General features: G+C 72.5%; 17 protein-coding genes and 2 pseudogenes. 9 read left to right on the top strand and 10 right to left on the bottom strand.

Annotation, left to right across the window (positions count from 1 at the left end):
* Positions 1 to 114: 114 nt before the first annotated feature.
* Positions 115 to 969: pseudogene (locus tag Cco03nite_RS15625) on the top strand (hypothetical protein); the annotation flags it as partial.
* 30 nt (positions 970 to 999) lie between these two features.
* Positions 1,000 to 1,380, top strand: coding sequence for an RICIN domain-containing protein (locus Cco03nite_RS43165; RefSeq protein ID WP_373314250.1), 381 nt, complete (start codon positions 1,000 to 1,002; stop codon positions 1,378 to 1,380).
* 213 nt (positions 1,381 to 1,593) lie between these two features.
* Here Cco03nite_RS43165 and secA2 read toward each other — a convergent pair.
* Positions 1,594 to 3,897 (bottom strand): annotated as a pseudogene (gene secA2, locus Cco03nite_RS15620) (accessory Sec system translocase SecA2); the annotation flags it as partial.
* A gap of 97 nt (positions 3,898 to 3,994) precedes the next feature.
* On the opposite strand from secA2, the gene Cco03nite_RS15615 reads away from it, so the two are divergent.
* A complete protein-coding gene (locus Cco03nite_RS15615; protein ID WP_203692812.1) occupies positions 3,995 to 4,708 on the top strand; it encodes a hypothetical protein in 714 nt (237 codons plus the stop codon).
* 143 nt (positions 4,709 to 4,851) lie between these two features.
* Positions 4,852 to 5,403 carry a M15 family metallopeptidase gene (locus Cco03nite_RS15610; protein ID WP_203692811.1) on the top strand — a complete coding sequence of 184 codons (552 nt, stop codon included), beginning with the start codon at positions 4,852 to 4,854 and terminating at the stop codon, positions 5,401 to 5,403.
* A gap of 4 nt (positions 5,404 to 5,407) precedes the next feature.
* Here the strand turns inward: Cco03nite_RS15610 and Cco03nite_RS15605 are convergent, their stop codons facing one another.
* From Cco03nite_RS15605 to Cco03nite_RS15595, 3 genes are all read right to left on the bottom strand, one after another.
* Complete coding sequence (locus Cco03nite_RS15605) at positions 5,408 to 6,133, bottom strand: hypothetical protein (protein WP_203692810.1); 726 nt, start codon at positions 6,131 to 6,133, stop codon at positions 5,408 to 5,410.
* Positions 6,134 to 6,173: 40 nt separating this feature from the next.
* On the bottom strand, positions 6,174 to 7,118 hold the full coding sequence (locus Cco03nite_RS15600) for an acyltransferase domain-containing protein (RefSeq protein WP_203692809.1): 945 nt from the start codon (positions 7,116 to 7,118) through the stop codon (positions 6,174 to 6,176).
* A 78-nt stretch (positions 7,119 to 7,196) separates the two neighbouring features.
* Positions 7,197 to 8,162 carry an NAD(P)-dependent alcohol dehydrogenase gene (locus Cco03nite_RS15595; protein WP_203692808.1) on the bottom strand — a complete coding sequence of 322 codons (966 nt, stop codon included), beginning with the start codon at positions 8,160 to 8,162 and terminating at the stop codon, positions 7,197 to 7,199.
* 101 nt (positions 8,163 to 8,263) lie between these two features.
* Between Cco03nite_RS15595 and Cco03nite_RS15590 the strand changes: the two genes are divergently transcribed.
* Complete coding sequence (locus Cco03nite_RS15590; RefSeq protein WP_203692807.1) at positions 8,264 to 8,944, top strand: TetR/AcrR family transcriptional regulator; 681 nt, start codon at positions 8,264 to 8,266, stop codon at positions 8,942 to 8,944.
* Between the two features lie 99 nt (positions 8,945 to 9,043).
* On the opposite strand, the gene Cco03nite_RS15585 is transcribed toward Cco03nite_RS15590, so the two are convergent.
* Positions 9,044 to 9,808, bottom strand: coding sequence for an alpha/beta fold hydrolase (locus Cco03nite_RS15585; protein ID WP_203692806.1), 765 nt, complete (start codon positions 9,806 to 9,808; stop codon positions 9,044 to 9,046).
* Between the two features lie 238 nt (positions 9,809 to 10,046).
* Between Cco03nite_RS15585 and Cco03nite_RS15580 the strand changes: the two genes are divergently transcribed.
* A complete protein-coding gene (locus tag Cco03nite_RS15580) occupies positions 10,047 to 10,547 on the top strand; it encodes a hypothetical protein (RefSeq protein ID WP_203692805.1) in 501 nt (166 codons plus the stop codon).
* A 41-nt stretch (positions 10,548 to 10,588) separates the two neighbouring features.
* On the opposite strand, the gene Cco03nite_RS15575 is transcribed toward Cco03nite_RS15580, so the two are convergent.
* The 3 genes from Cco03nite_RS15575 to Cco03nite_RS15565 form a co-directional block, all read right to left on the bottom strand.
* Positions 10,589 to 11,452, bottom strand: coding sequence for an oxidoreductase (locus Cco03nite_RS15575; protein WP_203692804.1), 864 nt, complete (start codon positions 11,450 to 11,452; stop codon positions 10,589 to 10,591).
* A gap of 181 nt (positions 11,453 to 11,633) precedes the next feature.
* The gene (locus Cco03nite_RS15570) at positions 11,634 to 12,326 is read right to left on the bottom strand and encodes a ricin-type beta-trefoil lectin domain protein (protein WP_239167401.1); all 693 of its coding nucleotides are present in this window, start codon (positions 12,324 to 12,326) and stop codon (positions 11,634 to 11,636) included.
* Complete coding sequence (locus Cco03nite_RS15565; RefSeq protein ID WP_203692803.1) at positions 12,256 to 13,431, bottom strand: serine/threonine-protein kinase; 1,176 nt, start codon at positions 13,429 to 13,431, stop codon at positions 12,256 to 12,258. The genes Cco03nite_RS15570 and Cco03nite_RS15565 overlap by 71 nt, the downstream gene beginning before the upstream one ends.
* A 314-nt stretch (positions 13,432 to 13,745) precedes the next feature.
* Between Cco03nite_RS15565 and Cco03nite_RS15560 the strand changes: the two genes are divergently transcribed.
* A complete protein-coding gene (locus tag Cco03nite_RS15560) occupies positions 13,746 to 14,489 on the top strand; it encodes a YqeB family protein (protein ID WP_203692802.1) in 744 nt (247 codons plus the stop codon).
* A 66-nt stretch (positions 14,490 to 14,555) separates the two neighbouring features.
* Here Cco03nite_RS15560 and Cco03nite_RS15555 read toward each other — a convergent pair whose 3' ends face one another.
* Positions 14,556 to 15,644, bottom strand: a complete 1,089-nt coding sequence (locus tag Cco03nite_RS15555; protein WP_203692801.1) for a DUF1996 domain-containing protein — start codon at positions 15,642 to 15,644, stop codon at positions 14,556 to 14,558.
* Positions 15,645 to 15,676: 32 nt separating this feature from the next.
* Positions 15,677 to 16,288 carry a hypothetical protein gene (locus Cco03nite_RS15550; protein ID WP_203692800.1) on the bottom strand — a complete coding sequence of 204 codons (612 nt, stop codon included), beginning with the start codon at positions 16,286 to 16,288 and terminating at the stop codon, positions 15,677 to 15,679.
* Between the two features lie 97 nt (positions 16,289 to 16,385).
* On the opposite strand from Cco03nite_RS15550, the gene Cco03nite_RS15545 reads away from it, so the two are divergent.
* Both Cco03nite_RS15545 and Cco03nite_RS15540 read left to right on the top strand, forming a co-directional pair.
* The gene (locus Cco03nite_RS15545) at positions 16,386 to 16,961 is read left to right on the top strand and encodes a hypothetical protein (RefSeq protein ID WP_203692799.1); all 576 of its coding nucleotides are present in this window, start codon (positions 16,386 to 16,388) and stop codon (positions 16,959 to 16,961) included.
* Positions 16,962 to 17,042: 81 nt separating this feature from the next.
* The gene (locus tag Cco03nite_RS15540) at positions 17,043 to 18,197 is read left to right on the top strand and encodes a DUF1996 domain-containing protein (RefSeq protein WP_203692798.1); all 1,155 of its coding nucleotides are present in this window, start codon (positions 17,043 to 17,045) and stop codon (positions 18,195 to 18,197) included.
* The last annotated feature ends 77 nt before the right edge of the window (positions 18,198 to 18,274 follow it).

The following is an 18,274-nucleotide window of genomic DNA, read 5'->3' as shown; positions in this document are numbered from 1 at the left end:
GGCTTAGCGTGGGCGCACATGTGATCCGGCATCACCGCGGTCACCGCACGCGTCCAGCCCGCGCCGCCGTCGCTCGCGAAGGTCCGGGCTCCGACCTGGAAGGACATCGTCACGATGAAGGCACTCACCAAGGGACCGGCGCGGTGGAGATCGGCGCGGTCGCTGCGCCTGCTCGGCGCGCTCCTGCTGTGCAGCGGCGCCGCCGTGGCCGTCGGCGGATCAAGCGCCGCGGCCCCGATCACCCAGGCGGCCGCCGCGGCCGCGCCGGTCGTCCAGCGGCCGGTGCCGCAGGCCGTCGTCGCCCGGTTCCAGCTTGACACCCGCTGGTACGCCAAGTACGTCGCCGGCCCGGTCGACCCCGCGACCGGCATCGCCGTGCCCATCCTCGGCTCGGCCGCGATCGCGGACTCCACCCTGATCAAAGCCGCCCGCCAGGCCACCACCCTGGTGACCACCTACCCCGGGTACGCCGTGCCCGAGCTGAACCGGCGCAACGTGCGCATCGTGATGATCGCGCGCAGCGAGCGGATCAGCTCCATCCCCGAGATCTTCCGCGACCACGGGACGTCGTGGGACGAGCGTTACTGGGCCGGCATGGGCGGGCCGCTGACCGTGGGCACCGAGGCGAACCTCATCGACAACCAGGGCGGCGAGAACGTCTACATCCACGAGTTCGGGCACACCGTGGACGGCTGGTCGCTGCGGTACACCGACCCGCGGTTCGGGCCCGAGCTCGACGGCGCGTACAGCCGTGCCCGGTCCATGGGCCTGTGGAACAACACCTACGCCGGCTCGAACGTGGGCGAGTACTGGGCCGAGGGCGTCCAGTCCTACTTCGACCTCAACCGGCAGGGCCCGGCCGGCGGCGACGGCGTGCACAACGACGTCAACACCCGCGCCGAGCTGGCCCGCTACGACACCGCGCTGTTCGCCCTGCTCGACCGGGTGTACCGCGGCACGGCGCTGGAGCCCGCCGACCCGCCGCCGGGCACCGGACAGATGATCATCGGAACCGGGTCGAACCGCTGCGTCGACGTGTCCGGCGGGCGGCCCGAGGACGGCGTGAAGATCCAGCTGTGGGACTGCCACGGCGGCCCCGAGGTGCGCTGGACGTGGCGCGGGCAGCAGCTGGTCAACGCCCGCACGGGCAAGTGCCTGGACATCACCGGCAACGGCACCGCCGAGGGCACCCGGGTGCAGCAGTGGACCTGCAACACCGCCGGCGGTCAGCTGTGGCAGTTCGTCGACGGCAACCTGCGCAACCCGCAGTCGGGCAAGTGCCTCGACGCCGACGCGTGGGGCACCGCCAACGGCACCCAGCTGATCATCTGGCACTGCGGCAGCAACCAGTCCAACCAGACCTGGCGCTTCCAGAACTGATGATCGTGCTCCCGGTGCGGTCGCCGCACCGGGAGCACGGCCGGTCCGTCAGCGGCGGCCCAGCACCATCTTGGCCAGGTTGGCGAACATGCGCTCCATCTCCGACCCGAACGGGTTGTCGTGCACCATGTACGTCCACGTGGCGCTCGGCCGCTCCAGCCCCGCGTCCGCGGGGGTCCAGTCCGCGCTGTCGATCCGCGCCGCCATGAACGTGTCCGCCGTGTCGGTGTCGACGCCGGTCAGCAGCTTGTTGAACGCGGGCACCGCCAGCCGGTGGAACTCGTCCAGCGGGTCCTGCCGGCCCAGCGCGCGCAGGTGCACGCCGTCGCGGGCGTCGGCCAGCATGCCCAGGTGATCGGCCCAGCCCCGGTCCAGGTGGTACAGGGCGATCTGCCGCGCGATCTCCGCGGCCGCCTGCTCGCCGATCGCCTCCTCGACCTCGGCGAAGCGGTCCGCGACGGTGACCAGCTCCAGCCCCGCGTGGGCCAGGTCGTCGGCGTCGGGGTCGGCGGGCAGGTCGGCTTCGGCGACCGCGTCCAGGTCGGCCGGGAACCGGGTCGTGTCGCCGCGCAGCAGCTCCGCGGCCGCGTCGGTGGTCAGCAGCGCCTTGCGGCGCAGCGCGAGGACCTGCCGCTGCCGCTCGACGAGCACGCCGTACCGCCAGGTGTTGCGGTGGATCTCGAAGTCGACGCCCTCGGCGACGCGCTGCGCGTGCCCGACCGCCCAGTGCACGTGCGGGCCGCTGACCCGCCCGTCGCCCGCGGTCGTGCCGCCGATGCCGTCGCCGTGCCGCACGATCAGCTCGTCCTCGCGGCTGACGAAGAACACCGAGCCGCCCGGGTCGCCCTGCCGGCCCGCCCGGCCGCGCAGCTGGTCGTCGACCCGGCGGCTGTCGTGCCGGCCCGCGCCGATCACGTACAGGCCGCCCAGCTCGGCGATCGCCGCCCGGTCCTGCTCGTCGCTGCCGCCGAGCCGGATGTCGGTGCCGCGGCCCGCCATCTGGGTGGACACGGTGACCGTGCCCCGCCCGCCGGCCTCGGCGATGACCACGGCCTCGTGCGCGTCGTTCTTGGCATTCAGCACCGTGCACGTGATGCCGTGCTCGCGCAGGGCGGCGGCGAGCCGCTCCGACTCGGCCACGTCGAGGGTGCCGACCAGCACCGGCCGCCCGGTCTCGTGCGCCGCGGCCACCTCGGCCATCAGCGCCTCTTCCTTCTCCTCGATCGTCGCGTACACCCGGTCGGGCTCGTCGACCCGCACGTTGGGCGTGTTCGGCGGGATGACCGCGACCTCCAGGCGGTAGAACTCGCGCAGCTCGTCGCCGATCGTGGACGCGGTGCCGGTCATGCCCGCGACCGTCGGGTACAGCGCGATGAACGCCTGCACGGTGATCGAGGCCAGGATCTCACCCTCGTCCGTCGCGGTCAGGCCCTCCTTGGCCTCGACCGCGGCCTGCAGCCCGTCGGGCCAGCGGCGGCGGCGGGCGACCCGGCCCCGGAACTCGTCGACCAGCGCGATCCGGCCGTCCTTGACGATGTAGTCCACGTCCACGGCCAGCAGCGCCCGCGCGTGCAGGGCCAGGTTCACCGCGGTGAGCTTGGGCAGGTTGTCCGGCGCGTAGAGGTGGATGCCGCCCCAGGCGCGTTCGACCAGCGCCGCGCCGGCGTCGGTGAGCTGCACGTTGCGGCCGTCGTCGACGACCTCGTAGTCGCGGCCCGGCCGCATCGTCGCCACCAGCGTCGCCGCCGCGCTCGCGTCGGAGGTCACGTCGGCGAGGCTGCCGGCCACGACCAGCGGCACCCGCGCCTCGTCGATGAGGATCGAGTCCGCCTCGTCGATGATCACGGTGTACAGGCCGGGCATCACCGCGTCCTCGGCGCGCAGCACCAGCTGGTCGCGCAGGAAGTCGAAGCCCGCCTCGCTCACCGACACGTACGTGACGTCGCAGCGGTACGCCGCCGCGCGCTCGTCGTGGCCCGACGCCTCCCCGACGGCGTCGACGGTCAGGCCGAGCATCCGGTATGCCGGGCCCATCCAGCGCGCGTCGCGGTCGGCGAGGTAGTCGTTGACGGTCAGCACCTGCACCCGCGAGCCGCGCACGACGTACCCGAACGCGGCGATGAACGCGGCCAGGGTCTTGCCCTCACCGGTGGCCATCTCCACGACGTTGCCCTGCAGCATCGCCATCGCCCCGAGCAGCTGCACGTCGAACGCGCGCTCGCCGAGGGCGCGGCGGCCCGCCTCGCGGCCCAGCGCGCAGATCTCGGCCAGGTCCTGCTCGTCGATCGGCAGCGGCTCGGCCAGCGTGACGAAGGGCTGCCCGTCCTCGGCCTCGCTGACGAGGTCGCGCAGCGCGAGCGCACGCTCGGTGAGTTCCGCGTCGGTCAACGCGGTGAGCTCGTCCTCCAGGTCCAGGATCCGCGGCAGGATCGCCTCATAACGGTCCAGACTGACCGTCGTTCCGGGGCGCTCCATGAACGCGCGCAGCTTCTGCTTCAACCGATCACCCAAACCCATGCCGCAAAGGTACGTCCTCCGCCGCGATACGCCCGCCCCGGACGTGTCATTCGTCGCGCCTAAGATCCGACGGGCAGCCGAGCGGCCGGAGGAATCGATGGAATCGGGATACCTGTGGGTCGACCACGCCGCTCCCGAGCACGAGCGCGCGGTTCGGGTCGGCGGGCGGGTGCGGCTGCCCGAGGCGCGGCCGCCGTGGCTGGTGGTGTACGAGTCGCCGGGCCGGGTCCTGGTCAACCGCTGGCCGGGACGGCTGTTCGCGGTGCGGACGCAGCCCGCGTCGACGGCGGGGGAGCGGGTGGCCCTGGCCGAGGTCACCGCCCGGATCCTGCCCGGCGCGGGCTACACCAACGCCATGGTCGTCGATGTCGTCGAGGAGCTGAGCCTGGCGCTGATGTTCGGCGCGGGCGGCGACGCGGTGGTGCGGGTCCTCGATGCCGCGCGGGCCCTGGACGAGCCGACGGCGCACCGGCTGGCCCGGGCCAGGAACTCCGGAGCGGGAGACGCCTGCCGGGCGGCCTGGCAGCGCTGGCGGGACCAACCCCGACCCTGGGGTCTCGGGTCGCCGATCGGGTCCGGGTTCGGGCTGCTGCACCGGCTGGTGAGCGACAGTGCCCGCGCCCGGGGCGGGCCGGCGGCCTGGGTCGTCGACGGCGACGGCGAGGAGGAAGCCGCCGAGCCGTGGGCGTCGGCCTACGGCGCGCTGCGCGAGGCGGCCATGGCCTACGGCGCCCCGGACTTGATGGACGGCGACTCCGGCAAGATCGCGTCGGCTGCCTGGATCGAGGTTTACGGGCATATGCCTGATTAGCGGCTTAGGGACGTTCCTAGGCGCGTATCGCCGATGTTAAGAGCATGTGTGGTGATCGGTTCACATCGTGATAACACGCTGCGTGTTGAAGTGATCTCCCGTAAGTCACCGGATCCCCGTTCCGGTGGCCGGAAGGAGTTCACATGTCCTGCCCACCCCCGCGCCGCTCGCTGTCGATGCGGGCCGGTGTCGGCATCGCCGCCGCCGCGCTGCTGACCGCGGTTCCCGCGTACACGGAGATAGCCTCGGCCGACAGCGGCCTCACCGCGAGCGACGGCGCGCTCGACCGGCCGGTGTCACCGTTCGGCGAGGGCCACCCCGCCGTCGACAACCTCGACCCCGACCTGCGCGAAGCCATCCGGCACGCGGCGACCGACGCCCGCCGCGACGGTGTCGAAGTGCTGATCAACTCCGGCTGGCGCAGCCGCAGCCACCAGCAGCACCTGCTCGACGAAGCCGTCGCGGAAGACGGCCCGGAGGAGGCGGCCAGGCGCGTCAACACCCCCGACCGGTCCACCCACGTGACCGGCAAGGCGATCGACGTCGGACCGCAGCGGGCCGACCGCTGGCTCCAGCGAAACGGCGCCGCCTACGGGCTCTGCCAGGTGTACGCCAACGAGATCTGGCACTTCGAACTGACCACCGTGCCCGGCCGCCCCTGCCCGCCCCAACTGCCCGACGCCTCCGCGGGGTGACCCGTCAGCGGCCCGTCGTCGTGAGGATGCCGTACCACCAGGTCTGGCGCTCGTCGCCCAGCAGGTCGAGCTGCTCGTCGGTGGGCCGGTAACCGTCCGGCAGCTCCGCCGACGCCGCGCCGCAACGCTCGACGATCTCCCGCAGCCGGGTGACCGCAGGGTCGTCCCGCAGCTCCTCGACATCCATCAGGTCGTCGACGAGCAGGGCGGGGCCCAGGGCGTACCAGGCCGCGACGAGCCCCGGGTCGCCGTGCCGCTCGGCGGCCTCGGCGACCGCCGTCACCACGTCGAGCAGCGCGACCCGGGCGGGCGCGACCGCGTCGCGTCCCCGCAGCCGCCCCGCGTCGACCAGCCGCCGCCACAGGGCCGTGCCCGCCTCGCAGTACAGCCACGGCGGGTCGACGTAGCCGTCCTCCAGCCAGTCGTCGTAGCCGGCGAAGTCGTCGTCCTCCTCGTCGACTTCGCGCAGCGTCTGGAATTCGGTCAGCCCGTCGAAGAATTCGCGGCGCTGCTCGTAGTCGGGGTGCTCGTGCAGCGCGAGCCGGTAGGTGTGGCCCCGGCGCAGCAGGATGTCCAGCACCCGGCCCTGGGTGTGCGAGCAGTCGAATCCTGCCTGGAACGCGTACAGCGCCGTGAACCAGTCGCGCAGCCGGCCGTCGTCCTCGGCGTGGCGGGCGTCGAGCACCACGACCGATGCGGACACCAGATCCTCGATGTCGTGCATCGACATGCCGTCCTCCGATCCGTGGCGGTGACCCGTCGCGGCCCGCTCAGATCGGAAAGCTACCGCGCCGCCAGCGCCAGTGGCGGCCGGCCTTCAGATGATCGACGGCCGCGCGTTCGAGCACGGTGCGGCGCGGCAGCTGGTCGAGCGGCGTGGTGATGCTGCGGAACACGAACCGCAGCACCTCGACGTCGGCGTCGAGCCCCTCCGGCTCCTCGTAGGGCTCCAGCTCGAACCGCTGCTGGAACCGGACGATGTTGGAGTCCTCCGGCAGGTATTCGAGCAGTTGCGGGTCGAGCAGCCACGAGCCGCAGGTGAACGCCGTGAACTGCCGGTCGGGGAAGTGACGCGGGAAGAACGCGCGGGCCTCGTCGAGTGAGGCGGTGACGGCCTGCGGGGTTATCGGCCCGGCCTCGGGGATGTGCAGGCCGATGGTGGTGTCGGCCGGGTGGTACTGCAACCGGCCCAGCTCGTGGATGCTGCCGCGCGCGTGCAGCGTCAGCCAGGCCTGCATGACCGGCCAGCCCTCGCGGTTCATCCGCCGGTCGATCGCCAGGTTGCGGCCCAGGTCCGCCAGGGACGTCCAGGTCACGGCATCGGCGATGCCGTGCTCGCGATGGAACGCCCGGACGACGTCGACCAGGGCCAGGTAGCCGTACACGTACAGGTGCCGCCACGCGGGTCCCCGGTCGCGCGGCAGCTCCGGGCCGGGCGGCAGCCAGCCGTGCCCGCCGAGATCGGCGCGGACCAGCGCGATCGAGCGGTCGAGCAGCCAGCGCAGCTCCGGTGTCCACAGTGGGGAGTCCGGGTCGGGCCAGCCTTCCATGATCTCGGCGGCGTCGTCGGGTCGCACCGCGAGCCGGTCGAGGATCGCGGGCGCGTCGGCCTTGTCGGGCAGCGGGGCCGATGGCCGGTCACCGGCGAGCAGGTGCACGCGCTCGACCTCGGTCAGGGGCACGCCGAGCTGGGCGGCGACGCGGTCCAGATCCACGCGGACGACCCTACCGGACGGCGAGCCGGCCCCTCCAGGCCGAATCCGGCGGCATGTTTCCCGGCTGAGCCGCCCGCCTCACACCACCCGGACCACGATCTTGCCGCGTACGCCGCCGGCCTCCAGCGCCCGGTGCGCCCCGGCGATGTCCTCCAGCGGGAAGATCCCGCCCACCACCGGCCGTACCGCGCCGGCGTCCACATACGCCGTCAGGTCGGCGAACAGGCGCGCGGTCGGGTTGCCGCTGAAGAAGCGCACCCGCCGCGAGCCGAACACGCTCGACGCGGCGAGGTAGCCCAGCGACGGCAGCAGCCGGTCCAGGTCGAAGCTGATCGCCACCATCCGCCCGCCCGGAGCCAGCAGCCGCCGCAGGGCGGGCAACCCGGTGCCGACGGTGTCGAGGACCACGTCGAACCGGCCCAGGTCGGCCGGCTCGGTCGTGGCGTAGTCGTGGACCTCGTCGGCGCCCAGCTCCCGCACCAGGTCCAGGTTGCGGCCACCTGCCAGCCCGGTCACGTGTGCCCCGTACGCCCGGCCGAGCTGCACGGCCACACTGCCGACGCCGCCACTGGCCCCGCGGACCAGCAACCGCTCGCCGGCCCGCAGCCGGGCCTTGTCCCGCAGCGCGGTGATCGCCGTCGTGCCCACGCCCGGCAGCGCCGCCGCGGCGACCAGGTCCCATCCGGCCGGGGCCGGAGAGATCAGCTCCGGGCGCACGGCCACGAACTCGGCAGCGCTGCCGAACCTGCGGCCCAGCCCGCCCCATACCCGGTCGCCGACGCCGTACCCGGAGACGCCCGCCCCGACCGCGGCGATCTCACCGGCGAAGTCCATCCCGACGCGCTTGGGGAAACCACGGCCGAGCAGCCCCGTGACCAGCCGCACCCGGCCCGCCCGGCCGGCCAGCTCACCGCCGTTGACGCTGGCGGCGTGCACCCGCACCAGCACCTCGCCAGGCCCGGCGGCAGGGGTCGGCACGCTGCCCGCGTAGAGCACCTCCGGCGGGCCGTAGCCGTCGAACATGGCCGCGCGCATCTGATCCATCGTCGCCTCGTATCCGTTCCGCCCGCCGTGGCGCGGGCTGCGAGCGGCGAGCGTATCCCCGTAAACGGACGGGGGCGTCCGTTTACGGTAAGGTGAGAGACATGGCCGCCGGATCATCTCGGATCGCGCCCTCGGCCGACCCCGCCGGGCAGCGGGCCGACGCGGCACGCAACCGTGCCAGGATCCTCGACACCGCTCGGCAGGCATACTCCCGCCAGGGCGTCGACGTGCCGATGGCCGCGATCGCCCGCCGCGCCGGGGTCGGCGTCGCCACCCTGTACCGGCACTTCCCGACCCGCGAGTCGCTGATCAAGGAGGTCTTCGCCGACCAGTTCACGGCCTGCGTGTCGGTGCTCGACGACGCGCTCGCCGACCCGGATCCATGGCACGGGTTCGTGTTGCTGGTCGAGAAGTTGTGCGCCATGCAGGCCGCCGACCGCGGCTTCACCGCCGCTTTCCTGACGATGTTCCCCGACGCCGTCGACCGCGACCGGCAGCGCACCCTGGCCGAGCACGGCTTCGCCGAGCTCACCCGGCGGGCCAAGGCGGCCGGGCGGCTGCGCTCCGATTTCGACCTGGCCGACCTGGTCCTGCTGCTGGTCGCCAACAACAGCGTCGCCGCGCTGTCGCCGGCCACCGCGACCGCCGCGTCCCGGCGGCTGGCCGCCTACCTGCTGCAGTCCTTCCGCGCCGAGCACGCCGCCCCGCTGCCGCCACCACCGGACCTTGGGCTGCAGCACCTGCTGGGCGCCACGCCCGCCGTTCCGCGCCGCAAGCCGTAGGAGCGGCCGGATCGCCTCGGGCCGCAGAGCCTCGTCCAGCCAGTCGAAGACGCCCTGGTCGCCCGGGACGGGCGCCCGCGCGGCGGGCGCCCACCGGCGTCAAGACTTGAGGAACTTCTCGATCACCGCGACGAGGGCCAGCGGAGTCTCCTCCATCGGGTAGTGCCCGGCGTCGGCGAGGACGCTCAGCTCGGCGTTCGGATACCACCGCAGCCAGGTGGCGCGCATGACGTCGGCCGACAGGGCCGGGTCCTGCCCGCCCGCGACGACCAGGACGGGCGTGGTGTTGCCGACGACCTCGGCGTGGAAGTCGGTGTGCGCCCAGGCGTGCAGGTAGGCGCGGAACGCCTCGACGTTGGAGTTGCCGACCGAGTACGCCACCATCTCGTCCAGCCACGCCGCGGGCAGCCGGCCGCCGGTGGTGAAGTCGATGATCGCCCGCCGGTTGGCGGGCTCGTCGGCGGCCCCGGTGAACAGCGCCCAGCCCTGCTCGTCGAACGGCACCCCGGAGGCCGGCACCGGGTTGACGCCGACCAGCCGGCGTACCCGGCCGGGCGCGTCCAGCATGACCCGCTGGATGACACTGCCGCCCATGGAGTGCCCGATCAGGGAGAAGTCCTCCCAGCCCAGCTTGTCGGCCAGGGCGATGACGTCGCCGGCGATCTCGGCGATGCCGAACTCGCCGGACAGGTCGCGGGCCTGGCCGTAGCCGCGGTAGTCGGCGAAGGCGTAGGTGAAGGCGTCCCTGTCGAGATAGGGCACGACCTTCGCGAAGGCCCGGCGGTCACCGAACCAGCCGTGCAGGACGATGACGCGGTGCGGCCCGGAGCCGTGCACGTCGTGCGGAAGGGCTACTGCTGACATGGGAGCTCCCTCGCCGATCGAACGGATGACGCCCGGTTCCGGGCGGGTCATTTTAGAAGCCGCGGCCACGGCGACGGAAACACCGCGCGGTCGTGTCGCGCGTGTCGCCCGGCAGGCGGGCGGCTGGCCTCCCGACTCCGTTCGGGTGGCTGAGCTGTCCGACCTCCGTCAGTCGGCGACCGCCGCCGACGCGGGCTGCCTAGACTCCGGGAGTCCGTCGAGCGGCCAGGGGTGTGGGATGCAGCTCAGCTCGGAAATGATCACCGCGTCGGCGTCCCTGCTCGTGGGCGTGGTCGCGGGAGGTTCGGCGCTGCTCGGCCAGCGGCTGACCCTGCGCAACACCGAACGTGCGGAGGTGCGCCGCAGCGCCCTGGCGCTGGCCGAGACGCGGCGGCAGGAGCGGCTCGCGCACGTGCTGGCTTTCCTGGAGGCGGTGCAGGCCGCGGAACGGATCGCCGTGGACCGCCATCACCACGGCGTCGACGACGAGCAGTGGCAGGCGCGCGCCAACGCCATGATCGACCGGCTGTGGGTGCTGCAGAAGACTCTGCACCTGCTGTGCGATGAGGAGCTCAACGACGCCGCGCGGCTGCTCGCGTTCGCCGTGCGCGATCTCGTCCGGGACGGGCCCAAGGACCGCACCCCGCCGGTCGAGACGAGGATCTGGGAGGAGATCGGGCCGAGCCGGCGCGTCTTCCTCGACGTCGCCCACCTGCACCTGCGCGAGCTGACCGGCTGACCAGAGTGGACGGTGGCTGGGCGGCCCTGACCGCCCAGCCGTCAGGGCCGGCCCAGCAGTGCCATGTCCTCGCCGGCGAGGGTGAGGTCGCCCGCGGCGATGTTCTCGGCCAGGTGTTCCGGCGAGCCGGTGCCCGGAATGAGCAGGATGTTCGGCGAGCGGGCCAGCAGCCAGGCCAGCGCCACCTGCGCGACCGTGGCTCCGTGCCGGGTGGCGACGGTGGTCAGGTGTTCGGCGGTCAGCGGCTGGAAACCGCCGACGGGGAAGAACGGCACGTAGGCCACCCCGGCTGCCGCGCACGCGTCCACCAGCGGGTCGTCCTCGCGATAGGCGATATTGTAGCGGTTCTGGACGCACACGATCGGCGCGATCGTGCGGGCGGTGTCGAACTCGGCGTGGCCGATGTTGGAGATGCCGATGTGCCGGATCAGTCCCTCGTCGCGCAGCTTCATCAGCGTCTCCAGCGGCGCGGCGACGGCGGAGCGGTCATGGCCCCGGTCGCCCATCCGCAGGTTCACCACGTCCAGCCGGTCGACGCCGAGGGTGCGCAGGTTCGCCTCCACGCCGCGGCGCAGCCCGTCCGGGGTGAGCCCGGTGTGCTCCGACGCAGGCAGGGCGATGTCCGAGCCTTCGACCAGCGCGCCGACCTTGGTCACGAGGACCAGGTCCGCCGGGTACGGGTGCAGCGCCGTCCTGATCAGCTCGTTGGCCGCGACGCCGTCGCGGGCGTAGTAGTGCGAGGTGTCGATGTGGTTCACGCCCAGCTCGACGGCCTTGCGCAGGATCGCCAGCGCGGTCTCGCGGTCGGGCCGCCCGCCCTGTGGCCAGCCGGTCAGTTTCATCGCGCCGTACCCGACGCGGCCGACGTCGAGGTCCCCACCCAGTTTCCAGCTCGTGTACGCCATGATCGTGATCCTAGTTCGACCCGGCCCCGGTCACCGATTCCTGATGTCGCCGTACTGGATGCAGATGTCGCTGTCGCTCTGGGTCCGGATCTCCTGGACGTCGGGGGGTTCCCGCCGCGAGCGCGATTCCGCTGCGGTTGATCATGATGTGCATCATGCCACGGGCGGGCACTGCGACGGTTCAGGGCGTGTTCCAGCGCTGGTTCGCCTGGTAGGTCGGGTTGCAGGTCCAGATCTGCAGCCGGGTGCCGTCGGCGCTGGTCTGGTCCCTGGCGTCCAGGCACTTGCCGGAGGCGGGATTGACCAGGTGGCGGGTGGCGCCGTCGTACACCCAGCGCTGGTTCGCCAGTCCCGATCCGCACGACCAGAGCTGCACGGACGTGCCGTCCCAGGTGCCGCTGTCCTGCACGTCGAGGCACTTTCCGAGCGCCCGCACCGTGCCGTCGGCGCGCATCGTCCAGGTCTGGGCGGCGGTCCCGTTGCAGGTGTAGATCACGACCGGGGTGCCGTCGGCGCGGCTCGCGCCGGAGACGTCGACGCACTTGCCGCCGATGCCGGTGATCTCACCGACCCGGCTCACCGGCGCAGGCGCGGCCGGTTGACCGGTGTTTCCCGCGGGCGAAGCGCTCGGCAGCGGCGATCGCGAGGGTCCGCCGGACGGCTGCCCGGCAGTGGCGGGCGCCGGGGTCGTGGCCGGTGACGGGTGCGCGGACGGTGCCGGGCGGGCCTTCGGCGAGGCCTGCTCGGTGACAGGCGGCGGAGCGTCGGTGGCGTTGGCGAAACCGGTGTCCGGCAGGTCGGGGTCACGCAGGGTCATCGCGCCGACGCCCACTCCGAGCAGCAGGATCAGCGCCGCGGCTCCCACGAGCGCCACCCGTGGCAGGGGGGCGACGGGCGCGGCCGGTGCTCTCGGACGGCGTCGGTGGTACGCCGCCGGTCGCGGCCGGGCCGGTCTCGTCGGCGGTGTGCGGCTCGCCGGTCGGCGACGGGAGTGACGCCGGCTGCGGTGTGGGCGCGGCCCACGACGGCACGTCGGGAACGGCGACCTCGGCGGCCGGCCCGTCGCCCTCGGACGAGTCCGGCGGCAGGGGAGCCGGGTTCGGGACGGTCGTCTCCAAGGCGTTGGGCTGTGCGGCACGTCGGGAGTCGTGGCGGGCCGTGTCGAGCGCGGTGCGCAGCAGCGACTCGGCCTGCTCGGCGCCGATGCGCCGGTCGGGGTCCTTGCGTAGCAGCCCTTCCAGCACCGGCGTCAGGGCCCCGGCCCGCGTCGGGCGCGGCGGTTGCTCGGTCACCAGGGCCGCGATCGTCGCCGCGGGCGACGGCCGGTCGAAGACCAGCCTGCCTTCGACGGCCGTGAACAGGGTCGCGCCCAGCGCCCACAGGTCGGCTGCCGGGCCGCCGCGGTCGCCGTCGACGCGTTCGGGGGCGAGGTAGGCGGGCGATCCCACCACCATGCCGGTGCGCGTCACGGTGGAGTCCGCGGACTGGTGCGTGGCCAGGCCGAAGTCGGTCAGCAGCACCCGCCCGTCGTCGGCGAGCAGCACGTTGGCGGGCTTGACGTCCCGGTGCAGGATGCCCGCCTGGTGCGCCGCCCGCAGCGCGCCCAGCAGGGCGAGTCCGATGTCCGCGGCCCGCTGGACGGGGATCGGCCCGTCGGACGCGAGCACCTGGTGCAGCGATCTCGCGCGGACCAGTTCCATCACGATCCAGGGTTCGCCCTCGTGCGGGATCACGTCGTACAGCTGGATCACGTTCGGGTGGCTGAGCTGCGCCACCGCGCGGGCTTCGCGCAGGCTGCGTTCGCGGGTGGCCTTGCGCTCCTCGTCGCTCAGGTGGGCGGGCGCGAGCAGTTCCTTGACCGCCACGAACCGTTGGAGGTACTCGTCCCGGGCCCGCCAGACGCGGCCCTGCCCGCCCTGGCCGATGACGTCGAGCAGCTGATATCGATAGGCAAGCAATTTCTTGGCGGAGTCGTGCACCGCGGAAGAATACACGCGGTGAGTAATGCTCCGACCTGCTGTCCACCGTCCCTATGGCAGGCTGGGCGATGCCCGGATGAACCCTGGGTAAACAGTATTCGCTCGCGTGCCACCTGCTACAACGAGCGCCATGGATAACTCGGCCGGTGTTCGGGATAGCGAATTGACGGCCGCCGGAGTGGCTGTGTCAATGGACCCGGGCCAGGTGAATGCAATCGGCCGTCGGAGGCCGGGCCCATCCCATGCCCCCGGCGGCGCGCCGGCAGGTGGGTCCGCGACAATGCTGACTTTGATCACCGTCAAGGAGACGTCGTATGGGTCCGAACAAGACCGTGCCGGGCAGGCCGTCGCAGCTCAAGGTGTCCACCAGGCGAGTCGCCGCGATGTGGGTCACCTGTGTCGTCATCGGAGCGGGGCTCGGCTGGGTGCTGCGCGCCGTGTCGGAATGGGCGGCGTCCGTCGACGGCATGCCGCTGCGTGACTGGATCTCGGTGCTCGCGAAGGTGCCCGACCCGTACGGGACCGTGCTGTGTGTGCTGCTCGGCGTGGCGTTCGGCGCGGAGGTCGCCCGGCGCACGCTGAAGGACTCGGTGGCGGTGTCGGTGAAACCGGATCTGGTCATCTGGCGGGCCGGCAAGCAGACCCGCCGGATCGCCCGCGCCGAGATCTCGGCCGTCTACCTGGACGGCTTCGAGGACCTCGTGTTCCTCGGCACCGACACCGGGGAACTGGCCAGGGCGAACAACAACCTGGACGAGGACGCGGTGAAGGAGACGTTCCTGCGCCACGGGTACCCGTTCTTCGACGCCGATCCGCACCTGGAGCGGTACATGCGCTGGGTCGAGGACCTGCCCGAGCTGTCCGCGACGGCCAACGCCCTGCTGAAGGCACGCCAGAAGGCGCTGGCAGAGAACGCCGCCGACGACGCGGCAGAACTGCGCGCCGACCTGGTCAAGCTCGGTGTGGTAGTCCGGCAGAACGACGACCGTCAGTTCTACCGCCTCGTCGGCAGTCCCGCCGCCAAGGACGACGCCACTGCCGACAAGGTGCCGGCGTAGCCCGGGACCTGCTGTGGCCGCCGTCGGTTTCCGGCCGGCGGCGGCCACGCGACTGCGGTACCCGGTTCAGAAGCCGCCGGCGGCGTTGCACTTGACGCCCTGGTTGAGGCAGTTGCGGACGCGGGCCGCGAGAGCCTCCTCGTCCCAGCCGTTGAAGAAGTCGGCGTGCATGGAGAACGAGTTGCCCGACGACAGCGTGATGCCGTCGGTGTTCGCGCTCAGCGGCTTGTACGAGATCACGAACGACACCGACGGGATCGGCACCGGGTGGCTGCGCGGGCAGACGCCCGTGTGCAGCGCCCCGGACATGTGCGCCTTGTGGTCGGGGCTGTCCAGGTGCTTGCCGTCCCAACAGTCCGGGAAGGTGATCTGCCGGACGATGTGCGCGGTGGACGCGCAGACGGGGAAGACCCCGTCTTTGGACCGGCCGACCTCGCCGCCGATGCCCGCGCACCAGAACCGGTTGCCGTTCGGGTCGGCCTTCTTCTTCGGGTCGCCCTCGACCATGCGCAGCCCGTACGGGAACGGCTGGGTCCTGGCGGGGTCCTTGAGCCGCGAGCCGTAGTAGACGGTGATCTCGTCCGGGTCGATCACGCGGCCGTTCTGGTACAGCGTCGGGATCCAGTACCCGGACCGGTCCTGCTTGGGGCTGCAGCTGGTCGCGCCGGCGCGCAGCGACGCGGCGGTGGTGTTGCCGTCGGTGGTCCTGTTGCCCCAGAAGGTGTGGTTGTGCGAGGCGCCGGGCAGGCCGGGGAAGACGATCGGGTCGTCGTCGCCGTGGTGGCTGACCGTGCAGGTCGCGTGGAACTCGGGGACCCGCACCGGCTTGCCGGTCACCGTGCGCGGGGTGCGGGCGAAGAACGCCGCGGTGCGGGCCTTCTGCTCGTCGGGGTCCACGGCGACCCAGCCCGGCTTGGCCGGCTTCGGCGACGCCTTCGCGGTGGGGGACCCCGCCGGTGTCGCGGCCGAGGACGTCGCGGCAGCCGATCCGGTCGCCGCGGCTTCGGGTGTGGAGGCCTCACCGGCGTCGGTGACGATGAACGAGACCACCGCGATCGCCAGCACGACCGGCACCGCGATCAGGATCGGGCCGAGGCGGCCGAGCCTGGACGCCCGACGGTCGGCAGGGTTCGGGGCCGGTTGTCCGGTGGGCAAAGGTCCTCCCGAGGTCGAGGGCGCCACCGGGCTCACGCCGGATGGCTGCTGAGGAATCCGATAGCCATCGCGCCCCACCAGCCGCCCTGGGACACCAGCGCGGCCAGCACCGAGCGCAGCAGCAGCAACCGCGGAACGGGGCCGGTGAACGCGGCGATCCTGCGGTGCAGCGCGGTGGCCTGCACCCCGTTGAGGGCCACGAGCAGCACCAGCAGCAGCTTGATCTGGGTGAGCGTCGCGCCGAGGTCCGGCCGCAGCAGCCCGCCGCTGGCCGCCATCCCGGCCAGCCCCAGCCAGATCAGCAGGTGCACCTGGTCGGCCACGGCCAGCACCTGCCGCAGCTGGCAGCGGCGCAGCAGCCACTTCAGGGCGATCCAGTCGACCGCGACCACCGCGCCGAACCCGACGATCAGGCACGCCAGGTGCACGAACAGCGCCACCCGGTGCAGCGCCGGGTTCGCCGGGACGAGGGTCGACTCCGCGAGCACCGCCAGCCACGTCACCGTGATCACGATCGCGACCAGGCCCGGTGACGGCGACTCCGCGCCGGTCAGCCTGGCCCGCAGACCGGGCCGGTGGCGGCCGCGGACGTCCGGCGGCGGCTGCTCGCCGGTCGCCGGAATGCCGCGCGTCGGGGCGTTCACGGAGGTCATCTTCCACGGTCACCGGGCGGCCCGGAACGGCGGGTGGTTCACCGTCCGCCACCTGGTCCGGAGTCGGAATGGCGGTAGGGTGCCGCACATGTTCGGTCGTGCGAAGCCGTCGTCGCTGCCCTATCCCAAGGCGTCCCCGCAGGGGATGGCGGCCCGCTGGCTGCAGTGGGCGGCCTCGATTCCGGCGTGGCGCACGCCGCTCGGCGACCGCGCCGAGTACTACGGCACCAACCAGCCCAAGGACGTGTGGTTCCTCGCCGGACAGTTCGGTGGCGCAGGTGACGACCCCGAGAACTTCCGGCGGGTGACCGTCCCGGCGGGCCGGCCGATCTTCCTGCCGATCTGGTGGGCCTTCGGGACGGACGAGGCCCCGAAGAGCAGGCCCGCCGATGCCGGGGTCGCGTACGCCGCCCTCGAGAACGACGAGGAGATCGACCTTCCCATCCTGGAGGTGGTCTGCCATCGCAAGTTCACGGTGAACGGCGTCTTCGGCAATCCGATCACGACGACCGGCCGGGCCCGAGAGGTCTGGATGTGGGCAAACTGCGTGCTGCTCACCGGCCTCACCCCGGGACGGCACCGGCTGATCACGTCACGTGCGCACGTCTCGGAGGAGCGGCCGGACGCGGCCGCCTTCGTCTACCTCATCACGATCCGCGACTGACAAGTCCGCAGGCGTCGCGTTCACCGGGTGCGGTTACCATGCCAGCGGCCCCGAGATCGCCTTGTCTGCCAGGAGTCAGTTGTGTCGCACCAGACGATCGACGGGTCCGCAGGCCCGCAGCCCGGTCCCGGCACGCTGAGCCGGCTGGCCCGGAACAGGCGGAACGTGCTCGTCGTCGCCGCCGGTCTGGCCGTCGTGACGGCCGTGGCGGCGGGGGCGGTGTTCGCGGCCGACGAGCCGGAACCGTCGAACGCGGCCGGAAGCCCCGTTCCCACCGCGTCGCCGGCCGCGCCGACCGCATCGACGGCGAACTCGCCGTCGCCGAGCGCGGCCGCGCCGAAGGCGGCGAAGCCCGGCTGGGTGGCCGTCGACCAGGCGGCGTGGCAGGCGCAGGTCGACGCGTACCGGGCGAGGAAGGTCGATCCGGTTCCGGCCGGGGTCGGCAACCTGCCGGAGTTCCGGGCCGACTGCAAGTACAGCCACTCGCTGCCCGACGACCCGATCGTCGCCCCGGGGCTGCCGGGCGCGTCGCACATGCACTCCTTCGTCGGCAACAAGGCCGTCGACGCGCAGACCAAGGCCGCGGACCTGACGAAGTTCACGGAGACCACCTGCAAGCCGGTCGAGGACCACTCGTCGTACTGGGTGCCGACGCTCTACGACAACGCGACCGGCAAGCCGGTCGAGACGACGGGCTTCCGGGTGTACTACCGCTCGCTGATGAACACCTCGGCGAACCAGCTGCCGATGCCCAACGGCCTGCGCATGATCGTCGGCGACGCCAAGAAGAAGAAGCCGACCCCGCGCGGCGCGGGCGGCCAGTTCTTCTGCGCCTACTACGGCCCCGGCGACGTCGACGGCGTGGCCCGCAGCGCCAACGGCAACTGGCCGATCTGCGACGGCAAGGCGACGCTGCACTACATCATGCAGTTCCCGGACTGCTGGGACGGCAAGCACCTGGACAGCCCCGACCACAAGGCGCACGTGTCGTTCGGCCGCGGCGACGCCTGCCCGCGCAGCCACCCGGTGAAGATCCCGGCGATCACCTTCGACATCGCGTACGGGTCGCAGGGCAGCGCGGCGGGTTTCTACCTGTCCTCCGACAAGGACGGCAAGAGCGCCTCGTCGATGCACGGCGACGCGTTCGTGATGTGGGACGTCGACGCCATGAACAAGCGCACGAAGAACTGCGTCCAGCAGCGCCGGACCTGCGACAACTTCGGCTACCAGCAGTGAGGCCGGGCGCGGCGGGGCGGCAGGCATGCCGATCCCCTCGCGCTCGAACACGGCATGGCGAACCGGCCGGCTCGCCT

It is taken from the genome of Catellatospora coxensis (genome assembly GCF_016862635.1).
Lineage (GTDB): Bacteria > Actinomycetota > Actinomycetes > Mycobacteriales > Micromonosporaceae > Catellatospora > Catellatospora coxensis.
This window is presented reverse-complemented; position numbering and strand designations above follow the sequence as displayed.

Excerpts from the sequence above, each read along its gene's own strand:
- Cco03nite_RS15545 (WP_203692799.1), top strand. The coding sequence starts at position 16,386 with ATGTTCGGTCGTGCGAAGCCGTCGTCGCTGCCCTATCCCAAGGCGTCC.
- Cco03nite_RS15610 (WP_203692811.1), top strand. The coding sequence starts at position 4,852 with ATGTCCTGCCCACCCCCGCGCCGCTCGCTGTCGATGCGGGCCGGTGTC.
- Cco03nite_RS15595 (WP_203692808.1), bottom strand. The coding sequence starts at position 8,162 with ATGGATCAGATGCGCGCGGCCATGTTCGACGGCTACGGCCCGCCGGAG.
- Cco03nite_RS15585 (WP_203692806.1), bottom strand. The coding sequence starts at position 9,808 with ATGTCAGCAGTAGCCCTTCCGCACGACGTGCACGGCTCCGGGCCGCAC.
- Cco03nite_RS15615 (WP_203692812.1), top strand. The coding sequence starts at position 3,995 with ATGGAATCGGGATACCTGTGGGTCGACCACGCCGCTCCCGAGCACGAG.
- Cco03nite_RS15560 (WP_203692802.1), top strand. The coding sequence starts at position 13,746 with ATGGGTCCGAACAAGACCGTGCCGGGCAGGCCGTCGCAGCTCAAGGTG.
- Cco03nite_RS15575 (WP_203692804.1), bottom strand. The coding sequence starts at position 11,452 with ATGGCGTACACGAGCTGGAAACTGGGTGGGGACCTCGACGTCGGCCGC.
- Cco03nite_RS15590 (WP_203692807.1), top strand. The coding sequence starts at position 8,264 with ATGGCCGCCGGATCATCTCGGATCGCGCCCTCGGCCGACCCCGCCGGG.
- Cco03nite_RS15605 (WP_203692810.1), bottom strand. The coding sequence starts at position 6,133 with ATGTCGATGCACGACATCGAGGATCTGGTGTCCGCATCGGTCGTGGTG.
- Cco03nite_RS43165 (WP_373314250.1), top strand. The coding sequence starts at position 1,000 with ATGATCATCGGAACCGGGTCGAACCGCTGCGTCGACGTGTCCGGCGGG.
- Cco03nite_RS15580 (WP_203692805.1), top strand. The coding sequence starts at position 10,047 with ATGCAGCTCAGCTCGGAAATGATCACCGCGTCGGCGTCCCTGCTCGTG.